The organism is Roseovarius sp. MMSF_3350 (assembly GCF_030733425.1).
Classification (GTDB): Bacteria; Pseudomonadota; Alphaproteobacteria; order Rhodobacterales; family Rhodobacteraceae; genus Roseovarius.
The window spans coordinates 64183-83926 of record NZ_JASHIZ010000016.1 but is presented as its reverse complement, the minus strand read 5'-3'; the positions used below and the strand labels follow the sequence as shown (position 1 = coordinate 83926).

18 protein-coding genes and 1 tRNA gene are annotated in these 19744 nt (G+C 64.2%); 13 read left to right on the top strand and 6 right to left on the bottom strand.

What is annotated here, in order from left to right; genetic code table 11:
• The first annotated feature begins 151 nt into the window (after positions 1–151).
• The 12 genes from RBB31_RS15225 (at position 152) to RBB31_RS15170 (ending at position 13789) form a co-directional block, all read left to right on the top strand.
• Positions 152–2098 (top strand): extracellular solute-binding protein, encoded by a 1947-nt coding sequence (locus RBB31_RS15225; RefSeq protein ID WP_306130155.1) that lies wholly within the window; start codon positions 152–154, stop codon positions 2096–2098.
• A gap of 63 nt (positions 2099–2161) precedes the next feature.
• Positions 2162–3247, top strand: a complete 1086-nt coding sequence (locus RBB31_RS15220; RefSeq protein WP_306130154.1) for a microcin C ABC transporter permease YejB — start codon at positions 2162–2164, stop codon at positions 3245–3247.
• A gap of 4 nt (positions 3248–3251) precedes the next feature.
• Positions 3252–4358, top strand: a complete 1107-nt coding sequence (locus RBB31_RS15215; protein WP_306130176.1) for an ABC transporter permease — start codon at positions 3252–3254, stop codon at positions 4356–4358.
• On the top strand, positions 4355–5944 hold the full coding sequence (locus RBB31_RS15210) for an ABC transporter ATP-binding protein (RefSeq protein WP_306130153.1): 1590 nt from the start codon (positions 4355–4357) through the stop codon (positions 5942–5944). Before RBB31_RS15215 ends, RBB31_RS15210 begins: the two co-directional genes overlap by 4 nt.
• 261 nt (positions 5945–6205) lie before the next feature.
• On the top strand, positions 6206–7195 hold the full coding sequence (locus RBB31_RS15205; RefSeq protein ID WP_306130152.1) for a BMP family protein: 990 nt from the start codon (positions 6206–6208) through the stop codon (positions 7193–7195).
• A gap of 50 nt (positions 7196–7245) precedes the next feature.
• Positions 7246–7596: a nuclear transport factor 2 family protein gene (locus RBB31_RS15200; RefSeq protein WP_306130151.1), complete on the top strand. Its 351-nt coding sequence runs from the start codon at positions 7246–7248 to the stop codon at positions 7594–7596.
• Positions 7593–9227, top strand: coding sequence for an ABC transporter ATP-binding protein (locus tag RBB31_RS15195; RefSeq protein WP_306130150.1), 1635 nt, complete (start codon positions 7593–7595; stop codon positions 9225–9227). The genes RBB31_RS15200 and RBB31_RS15195 overlap by 4 nt, the downstream gene beginning before the upstream one ends.
• Positions 9220–10317, top strand: coding sequence for an ABC transporter permease (locus tag RBB31_RS15190; RefSeq protein WP_306130149.1), 1098 nt, complete (start codon positions 9220–9222; stop codon positions 10315–10317). The genes RBB31_RS15195 and RBB31_RS15190 overlap by 8 nt, the downstream gene beginning before the upstream one ends.
• A 97-nt stretch (positions 10318–10414) precedes the next feature.
• Complete coding sequence (locus tag RBB31_RS15185; RefSeq protein WP_306130148.1) at positions 10415–11017, top strand: LysE family translocator; 603 nt, start codon at positions 10415–10417, stop codon at positions 11015–11017.
• Positions 11018–11021: 4 nt separating this feature from the next.
• Positions 11022–11969, top strand: coding sequence for an ABC transporter permease (locus RBB31_RS15180; RefSeq protein ID WP_306130147.1), 948 nt, complete (start codon positions 11022–11024; stop codon positions 11967–11969).
• A gap of 153 nt (positions 11970–12122) precedes the next feature.
• The gene (locus RBB31_RS15175) at positions 12123–13037 is read left to right on the top strand and encodes a sulfite exporter TauE/SafE family protein (protein WP_306130146.1); all 915 of its coding nucleotides are present in this window, start codon (positions 12123–12125) and stop codon (positions 13035–13037) included.
• Positions 13037–13789: a TIGR02186 family protein gene (locus tag RBB31_RS15170; RefSeq protein WP_306130145.1), complete on the top strand. Its 753-nt coding sequence runs from the start codon at positions 13037–13039 to the stop codon at positions 13787–13789. Before RBB31_RS15175 ends, RBB31_RS15170 begins: the two co-directional genes overlap by 1 nt.
• 51 nt (positions 13790–13840) lie before the next feature.
• Here the strand turns inward: RBB31_RS15170 and RBB31_RS15165 are convergent, their stop codons facing one another.
• The 5 genes from RBB31_RS15165 to RBB31_RS15145 all read right to left on the bottom strand — a co-directional run bounded on the left by RBB31_RS15165 (position 13841) and on the right by RBB31_RS15145 (position 18905).
• A complete protein-coding gene (locus RBB31_RS15165) occupies positions 13841–14482 on the bottom strand; it encodes an NAD(P)-dependent oxidoreductase (RefSeq protein WP_306130144.1) in 642 nt (213 codons plus the stop codon).
• Between the two features lie 64 nt (positions 14483–14546).
• A complete protein-coding gene (locus RBB31_RS15160; RefSeq protein WP_306130143.1) occupies positions 14547–15347 on the bottom strand; it encodes a PHB depolymerase family esterase in 801 nt (266 codons plus the stop codon).
• 131 nt (positions 15348–15478) lie between these two features.
• Positions 15479–15649 (bottom strand): hypothetical protein, encoded by a 171-nt coding sequence (locus tag RBB31_RS15155; RefSeq protein WP_306130142.1) that lies wholly within the window; start codon positions 15647–15649, stop codon positions 15479–15481.
• A gap of 15 nt (positions 15650–15664) precedes the next feature.
• On the bottom strand, positions 15665–17050 hold the full coding sequence (locus tag RBB31_RS15150) for an ammonium transporter (RefSeq protein WP_306130141.1): 1386 nt from the start codon (positions 17048–17050) through the stop codon (positions 15665–15667).
• A gap of 421 nt (positions 17051–17471) precedes the next feature.
• Positions 17472–18905: an FAD-binding oxidoreductase gene (locus RBB31_RS15145; RefSeq protein ID WP_306130140.1), complete on the bottom strand. Its 1434-nt coding sequence runs from the start codon at positions 18903–18905 to the stop codon at positions 17472–17474.
• A 101-nt stretch (positions 18906–19006) separates the two neighbouring features.
• Between RBB31_RS15145 and RBB31_RS15140 the strand changes: the two genes are divergently transcribed.
• A tRNA-Met gene (locus RBB31_RS15140) sits at positions 19007–19083 on the top strand.
• Positions 19084–19255: 172 nt separating this feature from the next.
• Here the strand turns inward: RBB31_RS15140 and RBB31_RS15135 are convergent.
• Positions 19256–19597: a hypothetical protein gene (locus RBB31_RS15135; RefSeq protein WP_306130139.1), complete on the bottom strand. Its 342-nt coding sequence runs from the start codon at positions 19595–19597 to the stop codon at positions 19256–19258.
• Between the last annotated feature and the right edge of the window lie 147 nt (positions 19598–19744).

Below are 19744 nucleotides of genomic sequence, written 5' to 3'. Positions count from 1 at the left end.
GGACGACGATGGGCCCAGGGGCGGCAAGTCGCTTGCTGTCGGAAGTTTGAACGGAATCCGCCTTTCGGCGCTTGAATCCCGTTTCGTTCCTCCTTTAGCTTGCCTTGCAAGGACACCGACCCCACATCAGGCAGGTCAAGAGGAGAGAAGAATGACCCGACGCCACAGCCGGGCCACGACCCGGGCCGTAGCCGTTTCCCGCATCCGTTTCATGACCGCCGCCCTGACCGGGCTTTGCATCGCGGCGCTCGCCGCGACCACCGCGCTGGCGCAGGACGAGGGCGCGGACCAGACTATCATAAAGAGCCACGGCTATTCGTATTTCGGAGAGTTGAAATACCCCGAGGACTACGAACATTTCAGCTATGTGAATCCGGACGCGCCCAAGGGGGGCGAGATTTCCATCGCACTGCCGGGCAGTTTCGATTCAATGAACCCCTACACCCGCAACGGTCGCGCCTCGGCGCTGTCGACGATCATGTACGAGAGCCTTCTGGGTCAGGTGCTGGCCGGGTCGGGCAGCCTGCCGGGCGACGACATGAACGGATTGTATGGCCTTGTCGCGCACACGGTCGAGTACCCCGAGGACAAGTCGTGGGTGATCTTCCACATGCGGCCCGAGGCCGAATTTTCCGACGGCACGCCTGTCACGGCGGAAGACGTGGCGTTTTCGCACAACCTGCTGTTGGACCAGGGGCTGAAAAGCTATGCCGAGGCGGTGCGCAAGCGGATTCCGAAGGTCGAGGTGCTGGACGATCACAGGGTCAAGTTCCACTTCGCGGACGGCATTTCTCGCCGCAGCCTGATCGATCAGGTGGGCACGGTGCCGATCTGGTCCAAGGCGTGGTACGAGGAGACCGGCGCGCGGCTGGACGAACCGCGACTGGACATCTCGCCCGGCTCTGGCCCGTACGTGATCGACGAGGTGGTGCCGAACCGCCGCGTGGTGATCAGGCGCAACCCCGATTACTGGGGCTGGGACCTGCCGATCAACAAGGGCCGGCACAATTTCGATACGATCCGGCTGGAGTATTTCGCGGATGCCACCGCCGCGTTCGAGGCGTTCAAGGCGGGCGAGGTGACCTATCGCACCGAGGCCGACCCCAAGCAGTGGGCCAGCGCCTATGATTTCCCCGCCGCCAACAAAGGCTGGGTGAAGCTGGAGGCGATCCCGGATGGCTCACCGCCGCCGATGACGGGCATCGTGTTCAACACCCGTCGGGACGTGTTGCAGGACAAGCGCGTGCGGCAGGCGGTGGCGCTGATGTTCAATTTCGAGTGGACCAACGAGTCGCTGTTCGCGGGGTTCTACGAACAGCAGCGGTCCTTTTCCACCGGCACGCCGCTGGAGGCGACGGGCGTGCCAGAGGGGGACGAGCTGGAATTCCTCAACTCGCTGGGCGACGCGGTGCCCGAGGAGGTCAAGACGACCGAGCCGTGGGTGCCGCATGAGAGTGATCCTTCGCGGCTGAGCTCGCGCAAGAACAAGCGCCAGGCGCTGCGGCTGTTGCAGGAGGCAGGCTACACGGTTGGCGAAAACGGCCAAATGCGGGGCGAGGACGGCAAGGTGCTGCGGCTTGACTTCCTGCTGAATGCGTCGGGGCAACCGACGCAAAAGGCCGTGGCCGAGAATTTCGTGTCGAACCTTCAGGACCTGGGAATCGATGCCAGGGTGGAGGCCGTGGACAGTGCGCAATTCACCAAGCGCGAGCGCGATCACGACTATGACCTGGTGTTCGATGGATATCCGGCGCTGATGGGAACGGGTACGGGCCTGGCGCAGCGGTTCGGGTCCGAGGCCGCCGACGACCTGTTCAATCCTGCCGGGCTGCGCAGCGAGATGGTGGACCGCATCATCGAGGAATCGCTGATGACCGAGAGCCAGGAGGAAGAGGACATGACGATCCGCGCACTGGACCGGGCGCTGCGGCATGAATTCATGTTGATCCCCGATGGCTATGCCCCCAATCATTGGGTCGCCTACTGGGACCAGTACGACCATCCCGAGGAAATTCCGCCCTACCTGCTGGGAACGCTGGATTTCTGGTGGTACGACGCCGAGAAGGCCGAAAAGCTGAGAGAGGCGGGCGCATTTTGATGAACTTGCAGGTCGTGGACGGCGGCGCGTTGACGCGCATCCCGCGGGCATAGGGGGCCAGGGGTGGGCGCCTATATCGTAAGACGGCTGTTGTTGATCATTCCGACGCTGATCGGGATCATGATCATCAACTTCGCGCTGGTGCAGTTCCTGCCCGGCGGTCCCGTGGAGCAGGCTATTGCCGACATCCAGGGACAGGGCGACGTGTTCGGCGGCTTTGCGGGCGGCGAGCAGGACGGAGCCGTGACCGGCAACGAGGGCGACAGCGGGTATATCGGCTCGCAAGGCTTGCCGCCGGAGTTCATCGCCGAGCTGGAGGCGCAGTTCGGGTTGGACAAGCCACCGCTGGAGCGGTTCCTGACCATGCTGGGGAATTATGCCACCTTCGATTTCGGAGAGAGCTATTTCCGCAAGATCGACGTGATGGACCTGGTGCTGGAAAAGATGCCGGTCAGTATCACGCTGGGGATCTGGACGATGCTGCTGTCCTATCTGGTGTCGATCCCCTTGGGTATTCGCAAGGCGGTGAAGGACGGTAGCAGTTTCGACACCTGGACGAGCGGGATCATCATCGCGGCCTATGCGATCCCCGCGTTTTTGTTCGGGATCATGCTGCTGGTGTTGTTCGCGGGCGGCAGTTACTGGCAGATCTTCCCGCTGCGGGGGCTGACCTCGGATGGGTGGGAGGACATGAGCGTTATCGGCAAAGTGCTGGATTACCTGTGGCACATCGTGCTGCCGGTCACCGCGCTGAGTATTGGCGGGTTCGCCACGCTGACGATCCTGACCAAGAACTCTTTCCTCGACGAAATCAAGAAGCAATACGTGATGACCGCGCGGGCCAAGGGCCTGACCGAGCGGAGGGTGCTCTATGGTCACGTCTTCCGCAACGGGATGCTGATCGTGATCGCGGGCTTTCCGGGCGTTTTCGTGAGCGTGTTCTTCACGGGTAGCCTGCTGATCGAGACGATCTTTTCGCTGGACGGTCTGGGGCGGCTGTTTTTCGAGGCCGCCATCGGGCGGGATTACCCGGTGATGTTCGCGACGCTGTACCTCACCACGCTGATCGGGCTGATCGTGGCGCTGATCGGGGACCTGACCTATGTGCTGATCGACCCGCGCATCGACTTCGAGAAGAGGTCGGGCTGAGATGATCAAGCTCAACCCCCTGAACCAACGTCGCTGGCGCAATTTCAAGCGCAACAAGCGGGCGTTCTGGTCGCTGATCATCTTTGCGCTGCTGTGTGTGATTACCCTGCCCGCCGAGTTCGTGGCCAACGACAAGCCGCTGTTGGTGAAGTACCGGGACGGCTATTACATGCCGATCTTCAAGTTCTATCCCGAGACGGCGTTCGGCGGGGATTTCCGCACCGAGGCGGTCTATGCCGACCCGGAGGTCGAGTGCCTGATCGTGTCGGGCGGGTTGGAGGATTGTTTCGACGATCCCGTGGGGGTCATCGAGGACGCGCAGGACGGCGAGGTGATGGGTGAGCAGATCGAGAAAGGCTGGACGCTCTGGCCGCTTATCCCCTACAGCCACGACACGCCGGTGGACCGCCCCGGCGCCGCGCCGCTGCCGCCCAACGAGCAGAACCTGCTGGGCACGGACGGGACCAAGCGGGACGTGCTGGCGATTGTCATATACGGCTTCCGGCTGGCGGTGATGTTCACGTTGGTGGTGACGTTCTTTTCGTCCGTGATCGGGGTCGTGGCGGGGGCCGTGCAAGGGTATTTCGGCGGGCGGATCGACCTGTTCTTTCAGAGGTTCATCGAGATCTGGGCATCGACGCCGCAGCTATACGTGATCATCATCCTGTTCTCGATCCTGCCGAGGGGGTTCTGGCTGCTGGTCGGGATCATGGTGGCGTTCGGGTGGATGGCGCTGGTGGGCGTGGTGCGGGCGGAGTTCCTGCGGGCGCGCAATTTCGAGTACGTGCGCGCGGCCAAGGCGTTGGGCGTGGGCAACATGAAGATCATGTTCCGACACATGCTGCCCAACGCGATGGTGGCGACGCTGACCTTCCTGCCGTTCATCATCACCGGCACGATCAGCCTGCTGGCGACGTTGGATTTCCTGGGCTACGGCCTGCCGTCGGGCGCGCCGTCGCTGGGCGAGCTGACCTTGCAGGCCAAGCAGAACCTGCAGGCGCCGTGGCTGGCCTTTACCGCGTTCTTCACCTTCGCGATCATGCTGTCGCTGCTGGTCTTCATCTTTGAAGGCGTGCGCGACGCGTTCGACCCACGGAAGACCTTTCAATGAGCCTGCTTGAAGTCAAAGACCTGAAGGTGGGGTTCCGCCAGGACGGTGCGGTGACGCAGGCCGTGCGGGGCGTGTCGTTCAGCGTGGACAGGGGCGAGACCGTGGCGCTGGTGGGCGAAAGCGGGTCGGGCAAGTCGGTGACGGCGCTGAGCACGGTGTCGCTGTTGGGGGACAGCGCGATTGTCGAGGGCAGCGTCACCTATGACGGGCAGCAGATGATCGGGGCGAATGACAAGTTGCTGCGCAAGGTGCGGGGCAACGACATCAGTTTCATCTTCCAGGAGCCGATGACCAGCTTGAATCCGCTGCACACGCTGGAAAAGCAGCTGACCGAGTCGATCGAGCTGCACCAGGGGCTGCGCGGTGCGGCGGTGCGGGAGCGTATCCTGGAACTGCTCAATCGCGTCGGTATCCGCGACCCCGAGAGCCGGCTGGGGGCGTATCCGCACCAATTGTCGGGCGGGCAAAGGCAGCGGGTGATGATCGCCATGGCGCTGTCGAACAAGCCTGACGTGCTGATCGCGGACGAGCCGACGACGGCGCTGGACGTGACCATTCAAGCGCAGATCCTGGAGTTGCTGGCGGAGTTGAAGCGCGAGGAGGATATGGGGCTTCTCTTCATCACCCATGACCTTGGCGTGGTAGAGCGGATCGCCGACCGGGTCTGCGTGATGAAGGACGGCGAGATCGTCGAGACCGGCCCCACCGAGGAGATTTTCGGCAACCCGCAGCACGCCTATACCAAGAAGCTGCTGGGGGCCGCGCCGTCGGGCGTCCCCGAGCCGGTGCCGGAGGGGGCCGAGACGCTGGTCGAGACGCATGGGCTGCGCATCTGGTTCCCGATCCAGAAGGGGTTGCTGAAGCGGACGGTGGGCCATGTGAAGGCGGTGAACGAGGCCGATATAGAGGTGCGCCGCGGTGAGACGCTAGGCATCGTGGGCGAAAGCGGGTCGGGTAAGACCACGCTGGCGCTGGCGCTGATGCGGTTGATCGAATCCGAGGGCGAGATGCGGTTCGAGGGCGAGGACATGCGCGAGTGGTCCACCCGCAAGCTGCGCCGCAAACGCTCGGACATCCAGATCGTTTTCCAGGATCCAGTGGGCAGCCTGAGCCCGCGGATGACCTGTGAACAGATCATTGCCGAGGGGCTGGGTGTGCATGGCAACCCCGACGGGCGGCCGGTGCGTGAACTGGTGGCCGAGGTGATGCGCGAGGTCGAGCTGAACCCCGAGACGATGGACCGCTATCCGCACGAGTTTTCCGGCGGGCAGCGGCAGCGGATCGCCATCGCCCGCGCGATGATCCTGCGGCCCAAGCTGGTGGTGCTGGACGAGCCGACGAGTGCCCTGGACATGACGGTGCAGGTGCAGATCGTGGACCTGCTGCGCCGGTTGCAGGTGAAATACGGGCTGACGTATCTCTTTATCAGCCATGACCTGGCCGTGGTGCGGGCGATGAGCCACAAGGTGGTGGTGATGAAGCAGGGCGACATCGTGGAATACGGGGCGTCCGAGGAGATCTTCAACAATCCCAAGACCGAGTATGCCAAGACGTTGTTGCAGGCGGCGTTGGATTTGAAGGTTTAGGGGGCGCGTGGGTTTTCACCCACCCTACGCAGTCAGGGCGTGCGATTGCGTCAGGAGGTCCCGGATCAAGTCCGGGACGGCGTGTGGGATGGTTTCGCGCCGGGTGTATCGCGTGTTGCGTGGCTTACCTTGCGGCAGGCTGCGCACCACCTTGACCCACGCCGCCAGTTGCGGCCTACTTGCCGAAATCAAAAAGGGGGCGGGCGTGATTCAACCCTTCCGGTCAGCCGCGCACAGCCCCCGCACCTCAGGGAGAGACGCATGACACTGATGAAGAACCTTTTGGGCGCGGCGGCGACGCTGGCGCTGTCGGCCGCCGGCGCACTGGCCGACCCGGCGTTGATCTACGATCTTGGCGGCAAGTTCGACAAATCGTTCAACGAAAGCGCCCATAACGGTGCATCGCGCTGGGCCGAGGAAACCGGCGGCAGCTACAACGAGGTTGAGCTGCAATCCGAGGCGCAGCGGGAGCAGGCCCTGCGTCGCTTTGCCGAGAACGGCAACAACCCGATCGTGATGGTGGGCTTTGCCTTTGGCGACATCCTGGGCGAGGTGGCGCCGGATTATCCCGACACCAAGTTCGCGATTATCGACATGGTGGTCGAAGAGCCCAACGTGCGCTCGGTAGTCTTCAACGAGCACGAGGGCAGCTACCTTGTGGGGATGATGGCGGCGATGGCGAGCAAGTCCGGCACGGTCGGCTTTATCGGCGGCATGGATATCCCGTTGATCCGCAAGTTCGCCTGCGGTTACGTGCAGGGCGTGAAGGCGGCCAACCCGGACGCGACCGTGATCCAGAACATGACCGGCACGACGCCGGCGGCGTGGAACGACCCGGTGAAGGGCTCGGAACTGACCAAGGCGCAGATCAGCCAAGGGGCGGACGTGATCTATCACGCCGCGGGCGGCACCGGCACGGGCGTGTTGCAGACCGCCGCCGACGAGGACGTGCTGGGCATCGGCGTGGACAGCAACCAGAACTACCTGCATCCGGGTCATGTGCTGACCTCGATGGTCAAGCGCGTGGACAACGCCGTGTATGACGCAATGATGGCGGGTGAGGACCTGGAGACCGGGGTGAACGTGATGGGCCTGTCGAATGACGGGGTGGCCTATGCGCTGGACGAGCATAACGAGAACCTTGTCACGGCCGAGATGAAAGAGGCCGTGGACGCCGCCGCCGAGCAGATCGCGAATGGCGAGCTGGAGGTGCACGACTACATGTCCGACAATACCTGTCCGGCGTCGTAAGGACTTGCCGCCGGGCTGCGAGGGTGGCCCGGCCCCTGCCGGAGACCGCCATGAGTGACAGTGTCAGACGGTTCTTCAACGCCTGGGGCGACGGCGACGCGGAGGCGCGGATGGCCGTGCTGAACGACGTGCTGGCGACGGGCGTGCGGTATGCCGACCCGAGGCTGGACGAGGCTTTGGTCGGGCCTGCGGCGGTGATGGAATATGTCGGGCAATACTCGGCCATGGTCCCCGGCGCGATTGTGCAGATCGCCAGCATGGAAACCCGCGATGGCATCACACGCGCGACGGTGGAGTTCATCATGGCGGACGGTCATATCCAGTTGGGGCAGTTCGTGATCGAGATGGACGGGGACCAACGCCTTACCCGGGTCGTAGGCTTCAAGGGGACGGGCGCATGAGCGTAGCGCCGGCAATCGAGTTGCAGGGTATTTCCAAGGCCTTCGGGCCGGTGCAGGCCAACAGGGATATCTCGATCAAGGTGGCCCCCGGCACCATTCACGGGATCATCGGCGAGAACGGTGCGGGCAAGTCGACGCTTATGTCGATCCTTTACGGGTTCTACAAGGCCGACTCCGGCCGAATTTTCATCAAGGGGCTGGAGACCCGCATCCCCGACAGCCAGGCTGCGATTGCGGCGGGCATCGGCATGGTGTTCCAGCATTTCAAGCTGGTGGAGAATTTCACCGTGCTGGAAAACGTGATCCTAGGGGCCGAGGATGGCGCGCTGCTGCGGCCGAGCCTGGCCAAGGCACGGCGCGAACTGGCGGCGCTGGCGCAGGAATACGAATTGAACGTGACGCCCGACGCGCTGATCGAGGATATCGGCGTGGGGATGCAGCAGCGGGTCGAGATCCTGAAGGCGCTTTACCGGCAAGCCGATATCCTGATCCTGGACGAGCCGACGGGGGTGCTGACGCCTGCCGAGGCGGATCAGCTGTTTCGCATCCTGGCGCGTTTGAGGAACGAGGGGAAGACGATCATCCTCATCACTCACAAGCTGCGCGAGATCATGGAGATCACCGATGAGGTGAGCGTGATGCGCCGGGGCGAGATGGTGGCGACGGTCAGGACCGCCGAGACGGGGCCGGAGGAACTGGCCGAGCTGATGGTGGGGCGCAAGGTGCTGTTGCGTGTGGAGAAGGAGGCGGCGAACCCCGGCGACGTCGTGCTTGAGGTCGAGAACCTGCACGTGGTGGACGGGCAAGGGGTGGAGCGGCTGCGCGGGATCGATTTGCAGGTGCGCGAGGGCGAGATCGTGGGGCTGGCCGGGGTGGCCGGGAACGGGCAGTCGGAACTGCTGGAGGTTCTGGGCGGCATGCGGCCCGCGACGGGCCGGGTGACGGTGAACGGCGTGGATCTGCCGCTCAGCGGCGCGGGCGCTGACGGCAAGGCGCGGCGCGAGGCGGGGGTGGGGCATGTGCCCGAGGACAGGCAGCGTGAGGGGCTGATCATGGCGTTTTCCGCGTGGGAAAACAGCGTTTTCGGGTATCACCGGGATCCGGCCACGGGGGGCGGTCTGCTGATGGACAATGCCGGTATCCTGACCGAGGCGGCGGCGAAAATGGAGCGGTTCGACGTGCGTCCGCGCGACGCGAAGCTGTCGGCCAGGCATTTCAGCGGCGGGAACCAGCAGAAGATCGTTCTCGCGCGTGAGATCGAGCGGAACCCGGACCTGCTGTTGGTGGGGCAGCCGACACGGGGCGTGGATATCGGGGCGATCGAGTTCATCCACCAGCAGATCATCGCGCTGCGGGATGCGGGCAAGGCGATCTTGCTGGTGAGCGTGGAACTGGACGAGGTGATGGCGCTGAGCGACCGGATTGCCGTCATGTTCGACGGGCGGATCATGGGCGAGCGCCTGCCCGGTGAGACGAACGAAACCGAGCTGGGCCTGTTGATGGCCGGGATCGAGGGACGGCCCGAGGATGCCGCCGCCGCCGTGCAGGAGGCCCAGGCGGCGCAGGCGCAGGAGCACGCCGAAGAACACGGCACGGCGCACAGGGCCGGACAGGGAGGCGGGCATGGATAGGCTGCCGGGCTGGGCCGACGCGGTGCTGGTGCCGCTGGTGTCGCTGTTGCTGGCGGCGATCCTGTCGGCGCTGGTGATTCTGGCCATCGGGGAAAGCCCGGTGGAGGCGCTGCGGATCATGATCACCGGGGCGTTCGGGTCGACCTATGGGTGGGGCTATACGCTTTATTACGCGACCACGTTCATGTTCACCGGCCTCGCCTTTGCCGTGGCAAGCCATGCAGGGATGTTCAATATCGGGGCCGAGGGGCAGGCGATGCTGGGGGGCCTTGGCGTGGCGCTGGTGTGCCTTGCGCTGCCGTGGCCCCACTGGGCGCTGGCCTTGCCTGCGGCGCTAGTGGGCGGCGCGATGTTCGGAGCGCTTTGGGCGCTCATTCCGGCGTGGTTGCAGGCGACGCGGGGCAGTCATATCGTGATCACGACGATCATGTTCAACCTCATTGCGGCGGCGCTGCTGAACTACCTGCTGGGCGGGGTGTTGCGCCCGGCGGGATCGGTCGAGTCCGCCACGGCGCGGTTCCCGGAAGGGGCCACTTTGCCCACGCTGCACGACATGCTGGCGCCCTTTGGCATTTCGTTTTCCAAGGCGGCGCCGGTGAATATCAGCCTGTTCGTGGCGGTGTTCGCGTGCCTGTTCGTGTGGGTGCTGATCTGGCGGACGCGGCTGGGATACGAGATCAGGGCGCTGGGGTATTCGCAGACAGCCTCGCGCTATGCCGGGATCGGGCCGGTCAGGATCGTCGTGGTGGCCATGCTGATCTCGGGCGGGCTGGCCGGGCTGATGGCCGTGAACGTGGTGATGGGCGAGGCGGAACGGTTGCTTTTGAACCCGACCGAGGGCGCGGGCTTTATCGGGATCGCGGTGGCGCTGATGGGGCGGAACCATCCGTTGGGGGTGTTTTTGGCGGCGATCCTGTTCGGGTTCCTGTACCAGGGCGGCGGCGAACTGGGCCTATGGACGTCGATACCGCGGGAGTTGATCGTGGTCATACAGGCGCTGGTGATCCTGTTCACCGGCGCGCTGGACAACATGGTGCGGATGCCGATGGAAAGGGCGTATGGCGCGATGCGGCGGAGGCGGAAGGCATGAGCAAGCATGGTTCGGTTCGGAGCGAAGTGTTTTGGGTCGTGACGCGCCGCGGTGTGTGGCACCCTGCGAGCGTTACACCTTTCCGGAGCCTCAGACCATGATCGAGTTCGCGCCTTACCTTCCCGGCTTTGTCGCCGCCTATGCCATCCTGCTGGTTGGGGCATCCTCGCCCCCCAACCAGGGGCGGGGGCCGGCATTGGTGACCTGCGCGGGGATCGCCACGGGTAGCATGACGATCAACATCCTGACCATGCTGGGCGTGGGGCTGATCCTGTCGCAGGCGGCGTGGGCGATGAGCCTTTTGAAGCTGGTGGGCGCGGCCTATCTGGTGTGGCTGGCCTACGGGGCATTCAAGAAGGCGCTGAACCCGCCAAAAGTGGCGGTGATGAAGACGCCGAAGCAGGCGCATGCGAAACTGTTTGCGCAAGGCTACGCGTTGCAGGTGACCAATCCCAAGGCGATTGTGTTCTGGCTGGCCATCGCGGCGGTGGGGGCCGTCGAAGGGGCGCCGGGGACGGTAATTGCCGCCTTCGTCGCGGGGGCCTTCGTGATCAGTTTCACCATGCACGCGGCCTGGGCGCTGTTCCTGTCCTCGGGCCCCATCCGCGCGGCCTATGCCGGCGGACGGCGGTGGATCGAGGCGGGGTTGGGCAGCTTCTTCACCTTGGCCGCCTACAAGATGGCCACGACGGAGAGTTGACTGCATGGAGTTCCTGACCCTTCTGCAAGTTCTCGACAGCACGGTGCGGTTGGCCATACCGCTGTTGCTGGCGTGCCTTGCGGGGCTGTTCAGCGAAAGGGCGGGGATCTTCGACATCGGGCTGGAAGGCAAGATGCTGATCGCGGCGTTCTTTTCGGCCGCCGTCGCCTATGTGTCGGGGTCGGCCTGCGTGGGTCTGTTGGCGGGGATTGCCTCGTCGATGCTGCTCTCGGGACTGCACGGGCTGGCCAGTATCACGTTCCGGGGCAACCAGCTGATCTCGGGTGTGGCGATCAATTTTCTGGCCGCGGGGCTGACGGTGCTGATCGCGGCGGACTGGTTCCAGGAGGCGGGGCGGACGCCGTCGCTGGGGTCAGGGGCGCGCTTCGTGCCGATCGATCTGCCTTTTGCGGACAGTCTGGGGCCGGTCTATGGCGAGCTGGTGTCGGGGCATACGATACTGGTTTACCTTGCTTTTCTGTGCGTGCCGGTCAGTTGGTGGGTGCTGTATCGCACGCGGTTCGGGCTGCGTTTGCGGGCGGTGGGCGAGAACCCCGAGGCGGTGGACACCGCCGGTATCAGCGTGCCGGGAATGCGCTTCGCGGCGCTGGCCATCTGCGGCGTGTTGTGCGGGGTGGCGGGTGCCTATCTGTCGACCGCGTTGCAGGCCGGATTCGTGAAGGACATGACCGCCGGGCGGGGGTATATCGCGCTGGCGGCGCTGATCTTTGCCAAGTGGCGACCGTGGTATGCTCTATGGGCGACGCTCCTGTTCGGGTTGTTGCAGGCGGTTGCGCTGCGATACCAGACGCTGGAGCTGGGCGGTATCGCGGTTCCGACGCAGCTGATGGATGCGGCGCCGTATATCCTGACGGTGGTGATCCTGGCTGGGTTCGTGGGCAAGGCGATTCCGCCGAAATCGGGCGGGGTACCTTACGTGAAAGAGCGCTAACTGCCTCGGTTGTCTCAAAAATTTTTGAAACGGAGAGACATGGACCGATGCGTTCACACTTCGTAAGGCCAGTTCACATAAATTGATCAGACCTGAGCCGGCAAAGCCGATGCCGCACTTGCAAAAAGCCCTGAGCCGGGGCTAACACGGGTTATGCAGATCTACCTTCCCATCGCCGAGGTTTCGGTCAACGCGTTCCTGCTTTTGGGGCTGGGCGGGTTGGTCGGTGTGCTGTCGGGCATGTTCGGAGTGGGCGGCGGGTTTCTGATGACGCCGCTGCTGTTTTTCATCGGCATCCCGCCCGCGGTGGCGGTGGCGACGGAAGCCAACCAGATCGTCGCGTCGTCGTTCTCCGGCGTGCTGGCGCATCTGAGGCGAAAGACCGTCGATCTTCGAATGGGCACGGTGCTGCTGATCGGCGGGCTTATAGGGGCCGCGCTGGGTGTCGTGGTGTTCAACTACCTGCGCTCGTTGGGCCAGGTCGACCTGCTGGTGCGGCTGTGCTACGTGGTGTTCCTGGGCATCATCGGCGGGATGATGTTCTTCGAAAGCCTGCGGGCGATCCGGCGCAGCAAGTCGGGCAAGCCCGCGACCCGCAAGAAACACACCTGGATTCAGAAGCTGCCGTTCAAGATGCGGTTCCGCACGAGCGGGCTTTATATCAGCGTGATCCCCCCGGTGATCGTGGGGATTTGCGTGGGTATCCTGGCCGCGATCATGGGCGTGGGCGGCGGGTTCATCATGGTGCCCGCAATGATCTATCTGCTGGGCATGCCCACCAAGGTGGTCGTGGGCACGTCGCTGTTCCAGATCATCTTCGTGACGGCCTTCACCACGCTGCTGCACGCCACGACGAACTTTACCGTGGATGTGGCGCTGGCGGTGTTGCTGCTGATCGGGGGCGTGATCGGGGCTCAGATCGGGACGACGATCGGCACGCGGATGAAGGCCGAGCAACTGCGCATCTTGCTGGCCCTGATGGTGCTGGCGGTGTGCTTCAAGCTGGCGCTGGACCTTCTGATCATGCCCTCGGAGCTGTATTCCATCGGCGCGGCGGAGGGTCATTGATGCGCTGGCTGATTGCCCTTGTTTTCATGGCCGGGCCGCTGATGGCCGAGGAGGTCGTGCTGGGCCTGAGCCGGGACAAGGTGGCGATCACGGCAACCTTTGACGGCTCGGAAATCCTGGTTTTCGGGGCGGTCAAGCGCGAGGCGAAGATCCCCGAGGAGCCGCTGGACGTGATCGTGGCCGTGGCGGGGCCGAGCAAGCCCGTGGTTGTGCGACGCAAGGAGCGGCGGTTCGGCATCTGGGTGAACACCGACTCGGTCGAGGTGGACCGGGCGCCGTCCTTCTATGCCATCGCCACAACCGGGCCGCTGGACAAGGTGCTGTCGAATGTCGAGGACCTTCGGCACAGCGTCTCGATCCCGCGGGCGATCCGGTCGGTGGGGACGGCCAGTGCGACAGTCGATCCGCAGGCCTTTACCGAGGCGATCATCCGCATCCGCAAGGCAAACGGCGCCTACAGCCTGCAGGAAGGCGCGGTGTCGCTGGACGAGCAGACCCTCTTCCGCACCTCAATCGCAATGCCGGCGAACCTGACGGAAGGGGCCTATACGACGCGGATCTTTCTGACCCGGGGCGGGGAGGTCGTGTCGACCTACGAGACGGCCATCGGGGTGCAGAAAGTTGGGCTGGAACGGTGGATCTTCACCCTGTCGCGGGAACAGCCGCTGATCTACGGGCTGATGTCGCTGGCCATCGCCATCGCGGCGGGTTGGGGCGCGTCGGCGGCGTTCCGGGCGATACGGGACCGCTAAGGGCGGGTACGTTCAAGATTACCGTGCTTTCGATTTCGGTATCGTGCGAGTTCACCGGGCGAGCACGACGTCGGCGCGGATGTCGAGACCGTTCTCGACAGCGTCGATCAGGTAGCAGGCGGTGTCGGCGCGCGAGATGAGGCCGTTGCGCCACGCCTTGGGCTCGCGCAACACCTTGTAGCTGCCGGTGCGGGCGCTTTTCGTGAGGATGACGGGGCGCGCGATGGTCCAGTCGAGGGGGCTGTCCATGATTAGCGTCTCCTGTCGGTCCTTGTCGGCGTAAGGCTTGCCGAGGATGGCCTTGTGCCCGAAGCTCTCAAGGCTGCTCATGGCCTCGCGGCTGCGGCCTGCACCGAAGCCGGTGACGGCGACGAGACGCGTGACGCCCGCCGTCTGCATGGCGTCGATGAGGATGCGGGTGGTCTTCGAGAACAGCGTGACCTCTTTCCAGAGCATCGAGACGCTTTCGTTGATCCCGAGCGCGTAGATCACCGCGTCGGTGCCCTTGAGCGCGTCGGTCACGCTGGCGGGGTCGAGCGCGTCGCCGGCGAACGGCTCCAGTCCCGGGCGGGAGGCCATGTCGCCGGCGGAGCGGGCAAAGGCCCGGACCGTGTGATCACGGCGCAGCGCCTCGTCGACGGCGCATTGGCCGATGCCCGAAGTGGCGCCGAAGATGGTGATGTGAGTGCTCATGCGGATCCTCGTGTCGCTGTCCCTCGGGGACGTAGCGGCGGGGTGCGGGGAGTAAAGACCGCGCTCAGTCGGATAGGATCAGGTTCCACGCGGCGGCGAGCCATTCGGTGCGAAAGCGATGCGCGCCGGGATGCAGGCATTTAAGCAGGCTTGTGTCGTTGGGGGCGGTCCACGCCTGGCAGATAAGGCCGTCATCCAGGGCGGGGGCCTGGGATGCGGCGTGCCCGCCTGTTTTGCGGTACATGGCGAGTATGGTGTCGACATCGCCTTGCCGGGTGTCGCCGATGGGACGGCCCGCCAGCGGCACGATCCGGTCCGAGGTGCCGTGGATGTGGACAATATCGGCGGGCGGCATCTTGCAGGTCTCGGGCGAGGGCGCCCAGAAGGTGCCGGCGACGGGAATGAAGCCGGCATAGTCGCCAGGCCGGTGGCAGGCCAACGTCCAGGTCACCATGCCCCCGGCGGAAAAGCCGCTCATGACGATGCGGTCGGGGTCGACGGCGTGAGTAGCCACGATATCTTCGCGCAGGGCGTCGAAATAGGCGAGCGCGGTATCGGGAGAGGAAACCTTGCCGGAGGGAGCGTTGGGCAGCAGCCAGTCGTCGCCCTTGGCGTTGGCCGCCACGAGCGCGATGCCCAATTGGTCGGCCATGGCCCGAAGCGCGCCGTTGCGCATGGTGCCCGCTGCCGAGCCCTTGTAACCGTGGGCAAAGACTAGCGCGCCCAGGGGCGTGGTGCCGTCATGCCCCTGTGGCAGGTGGATGCGATACGTGCGGTCGCCCAGCGGGCAATCGGTTTCGGTGCCACAGGCCATGGCCGGACCAGCGGCAAGACAGAGGGCGAGGGCGAGCATGGGGCGTTTCATGCTTTCACCGGTAGCATCCGGCGTGCGATGAAGAAGCGACATTCGCGGCATTTCACGGCGATTTTACTTCTTGGGTCAACGCGAACGCCCCGCGGCGGAACCGCGGGGCGCTGCAAGTCAGCGGTGTGCGCTTACTTGTGCTTTTTGTATTTGGTGGCCTCGATGCCGTTGCCAAAGAGCAGGGCGGCGATACAGATGCCGATGGCGATCAGGCTGTAGACCAGCGTGTGGCCGCCGGCGCCGCCGACGAAGATCACGCCGCTGACGCCGTCCCAGGTTGCGTTTTCAAAGGGAAATCCCATGGTTCTTTCCTTTCGTTACTGCGACGCCGGGGGCGACGCCATGATGCCTTCGGGATAGGCCTGTGCCGGTACCTTGACCGTGTCCAGACCCGCGATTTCGGCCGCCTCGGGCACGCGCAGCATGCCCACCATTTTCAGGATGAGCGAGCTGACATAGCCGGTGCTGAAGCCGATCGCCACGAAGACGACGATGCCGACGAGTTGGCCGATGAAGCTGACCGTCGGGGCGCCTTCGCCGGTGAGGGCGGGGTAGCCGGATGCGAAGATGCCCAGCATCAGCATACCGAAGACGCCCATCGTACCGTGCACGGTGACGGCGCCCACGGCGTCGTCGATCCCCATGTTCTCCAGGATCGTGGCGGCGGGTTTCAGCATGATGCCCGCGACGATGGCGATGATGAATGTCAGCGACGGGAAGTAGATGTCGAGACCCGAGGCCACCGAGATGAGGCCCGCCAGCGCGCCGGACATCATCCAGAACGGATCGCGGGTGAAGAGCCACGCGCCGATGATGCCGCCGGCGACACCCATCAGGATGTTGAAGCTGAGTGCCCCGAGGTTGGTGGGCGTGCCGTAGATCGTGGTGAAGTTACCGCCCCAGGACCACGCTTCGCCACCGACGACGAGGCAGGCCATGAGAAAGCCCCAGAAGCCCACGACGATGAGCATCAGGCCGGTCGCCGTGAAGGGCATGTTGTGACCTGCAAGGTGATTGGCCGTGCCGTCGGGGTTGAACTTGCCGATCCGGGGGCCGAGGTTGATCAGCACGCCGAGCGCGAAGAAGGCCGCGACCGCGTGCACCAGGCCTGCCGCGCCGAAGTCGTGCACGCCCCAGTTCTGCACCAGCCAGCCATCCGCGTGCCAGCCCCAGGCCGCCGCGAGCGTCCAGCTGAAGCCGCCGAGGATGATGGCGAGGATGACGAAGCCCACGGTCTGGATGCGTTCGATCACGGCACCCGACATGATCGAGGCTGTGGTGGCGGCAAAGAGCGTGAACGCGCCCCAGAAGACGCCGTCGATCTGGTCTTCGGTGTTGGGGCCCATGTAGGCCGCCGACTCGCCCCAGGGCCAGGCGATGGCGTTGGCATAGCCCGCTCCGGAAATGCCGTTCGGGCCCTCGGAGAGCGAGAAGCCCGTGGGGAAGCCCCAGTAGACCCACCAGCCAAAGAAGTAGAAGGCCGGGATGACGAACGCGATGGCGAGGATGTTCTTGACCCCCGACGACAGCGCGTTCTTGGCGCGCGAGGCGCCCATTTCATAGGCCAGGAAGCCTGCGTGGATGATGATCATGAGGGGAATGGAGAGGTAGTAGTACGTCTCCGCGAACATGGTGTTTGTCAGGTTCCCCTTCGCCTCGATCGCGGCCACCTGGGCCGCAAGTTCCGCGAGTTGTTCTTCCATTTTTCTTTTAACCTCCGTGTTGGCCGGAGTGCGCAGTCCCGTACGCTTCGATTCCGGCGACGCCATTACTGAAGCGGGTCGAGGGCATTCCGCCAAACGTTTTTTTGGCCCTGTTGACGAGCAGAAAAGAGCACCGTCTCAGCGGTGCCTGAAGGAGGGGGCAATGGGGCCTCGGCGGGCGAGGCGGGATAAGGTGTTGAAATTTTGTTATAAAATCAGAAATGCTGCGGGGCGCGTGTCACAGCCGGAGTTTGCCGAGATGTAAAAAGATCTACCTATGATTGTGGCAGAAATTTTTCCGGGGGCTTTGTTTGTGTACCAAATATAATCCAAAAAATGCGTAATTTTTAGGCGTCAAGCGGTGACTTGGCGTGCATTTGTACCGAATGTGTACCAGGTTGTCCGCATCGCCTGTGCCGGATCAGCCTTCGGACGGAGGCAGGACCTTGCCGGGATTGAGGATGTTCTGCGGGTCGAGCGCGGCCTTGATGCGGCGCATGACATCGAGCGCCACCGGTTCCTTGTGGCGGGCCATGGCGGAGCGCTTGGACAGACCGACGCCATGTTCCGCCGAGAACGAACCGCCGAGCGAGACCGCCACATCCTCGACCGCGCGGACGATGGCGGCGTGGATGTTAGTGTCGCCGGTGGAGGGCCAGCCGGAGAAATGCAGGTTGCCGTCGCCGAGATGGGCGACATGCAGGAAGCGGATGCCGGGGTCGACGGCGCGTGTCGCGGACTCGATCCCGGCGATGAGGTCAGCCATGCGGTCGAGCGGGACTGCGATGTCGTTGTCCACCACCGGAGAATGCAGGCGGGTCAACTCGGCGGCGGCCTCGCGTCTTGCCCACATCTCGGACCGCTGGGCGGCGTTTTGTGCCACGGTGGCGTCGAGGATGTCGCCGGCCTCCAGCATGTCGGCGAGGACAGTTTCGAGGCGGCTGGCCATGGGCACGGCGCCGGTTGCGTCGGGTGCGGCGTCGCGGGCGGACAGCGCGCCGAGTTCGAGGAAGATGTTGACGTCGTGGCGGCCCTCGAAGGGCGCACGGGCGTCGGGGTGGCGGGTGAGATGAGCGTCGATGTAATTGCCGGGCATCAGTTCGAACGCCTCGACCGAATTGGCGGTTTCGGCCTGAAGGCGGTGCAGCAGCCTGAGCGCCGCGTCGATCGAGGGGCAGGCGGCCATGGCGCTGACATAGGCGCGGGGCCTGGGCGCGAGTTTCAGGACGGCGGCGGTGATGATGCCCAAAGTGCCTTCGGCGCCGATCAGGAGGTCGCGCAGGTCGTAGCCGGAATTGTCCTTGTGCACCGCGCTCATCAGGTCGAGTACGCGGCCATCGGCCAGTACCGCCTCGATCCCGAGGCAGAGGCCGCGGGTGGAGCCGTACCGCACCACATTCGAGCCGCCCGCGTTGGTGGAAAGCGCGCCGCCGATCATGGCCGAGCCGCGCGCGCCGAAGGTCAACGGAAAGATAAGGTCATGGGCATCGGCGGCCTCGTGCAGGTTCGACAGGATCACCCCCGCCTCGACCACGGCGACGCGGGCGTCGGGACGGATCTCGCGGATGGTGTCGAGCCGATCGAGCGACAGGAGCAGTGCGCCGCCCGCGTCGGTGCCATGGGTCAGCCCGGTGTTACCGGAGATCGGCACGACGGGGGTCCCGTGGCGCGCGGCGCATTGCATCGCCTGCGACACCTCGCCGGTATCCGCGGGACGCAGCACGGCCAGCGGTTCGGGGCGCGTGTCGCCCATCCAGTCGGTGCGGAAGGGCATGGTGGCGTCGCCGGTCAGCACATAGGTCTCGCCCAGGGCGCGGCGCAGGTCGGTGAGCAGGGCAGCGGTGTCTGTCGTCATGGCGCGCAGACTGCGCCGGAGCGCGGGCCGCTGCAAGTTGGAAATCGGGCGATTCCGGTCTTGACGCCTTGGTGCACCTGTCTTAACTAGCGCCACGGTTTGGCGGAGTAGCTCAGGTGGTTAGAGCAGCGGAATCATAATCCGCGTGTCGGGGGTTCAAGTCCCTCCTCCGCTACCAAACTTTCCCTTAATGAAATCAGCGGCTTTCTCCAGTTCAGGTTCGGGACTGCGCTCCCAAAAGCTTATTGGGGTAGCATCTGAGCCGAAAGGCTCGCCGGTGACCGCGAGCAAATCTAACAGAATATTTCGGCACGATGGCAGTTGCAGCAGACCATGCGCATGCCGATTGTTTAACCAAGTGTCTGGAAATCTTCGACCGTCCAGTAACGGCTTACGTCGATGAAGGTCTGGACCAGACCTTCGGTACCCTTGGTCGTTCCGGCCCAAGGCATGATCTGCTTCAGTTCCGGATTCTCGTAGTTCAACGAGACATATGTGAAATCGTCGGTTGTGTACTGTTTGACGAAGTCCAGGTCCGATGGGTTCGACAAGATGGTCTGCAGGACTGCCAGGGGCGATGCCTCGGATGCGGGCGCGACCGTGGAAAAATCCTGTGCATTGGCGGCGCCGGAAAGCGCGGTCAAGGCAATTGTGGCAGCGGCATTGCGAAGGGTGGCGGCGATTGCAGGCATAACGTATTCCTTTTCTCGTAGTCATCGAAAACGGATATAGCAAAGCGCTGTGGGGCGTACGGCGCAAACGCTGCTGCGTTGGTTTCATCCTTGCGCTCTTTGCAAAAACTAGAAAGCCGTGGCCAAGGATGGTTGAGAAGGGCGGCG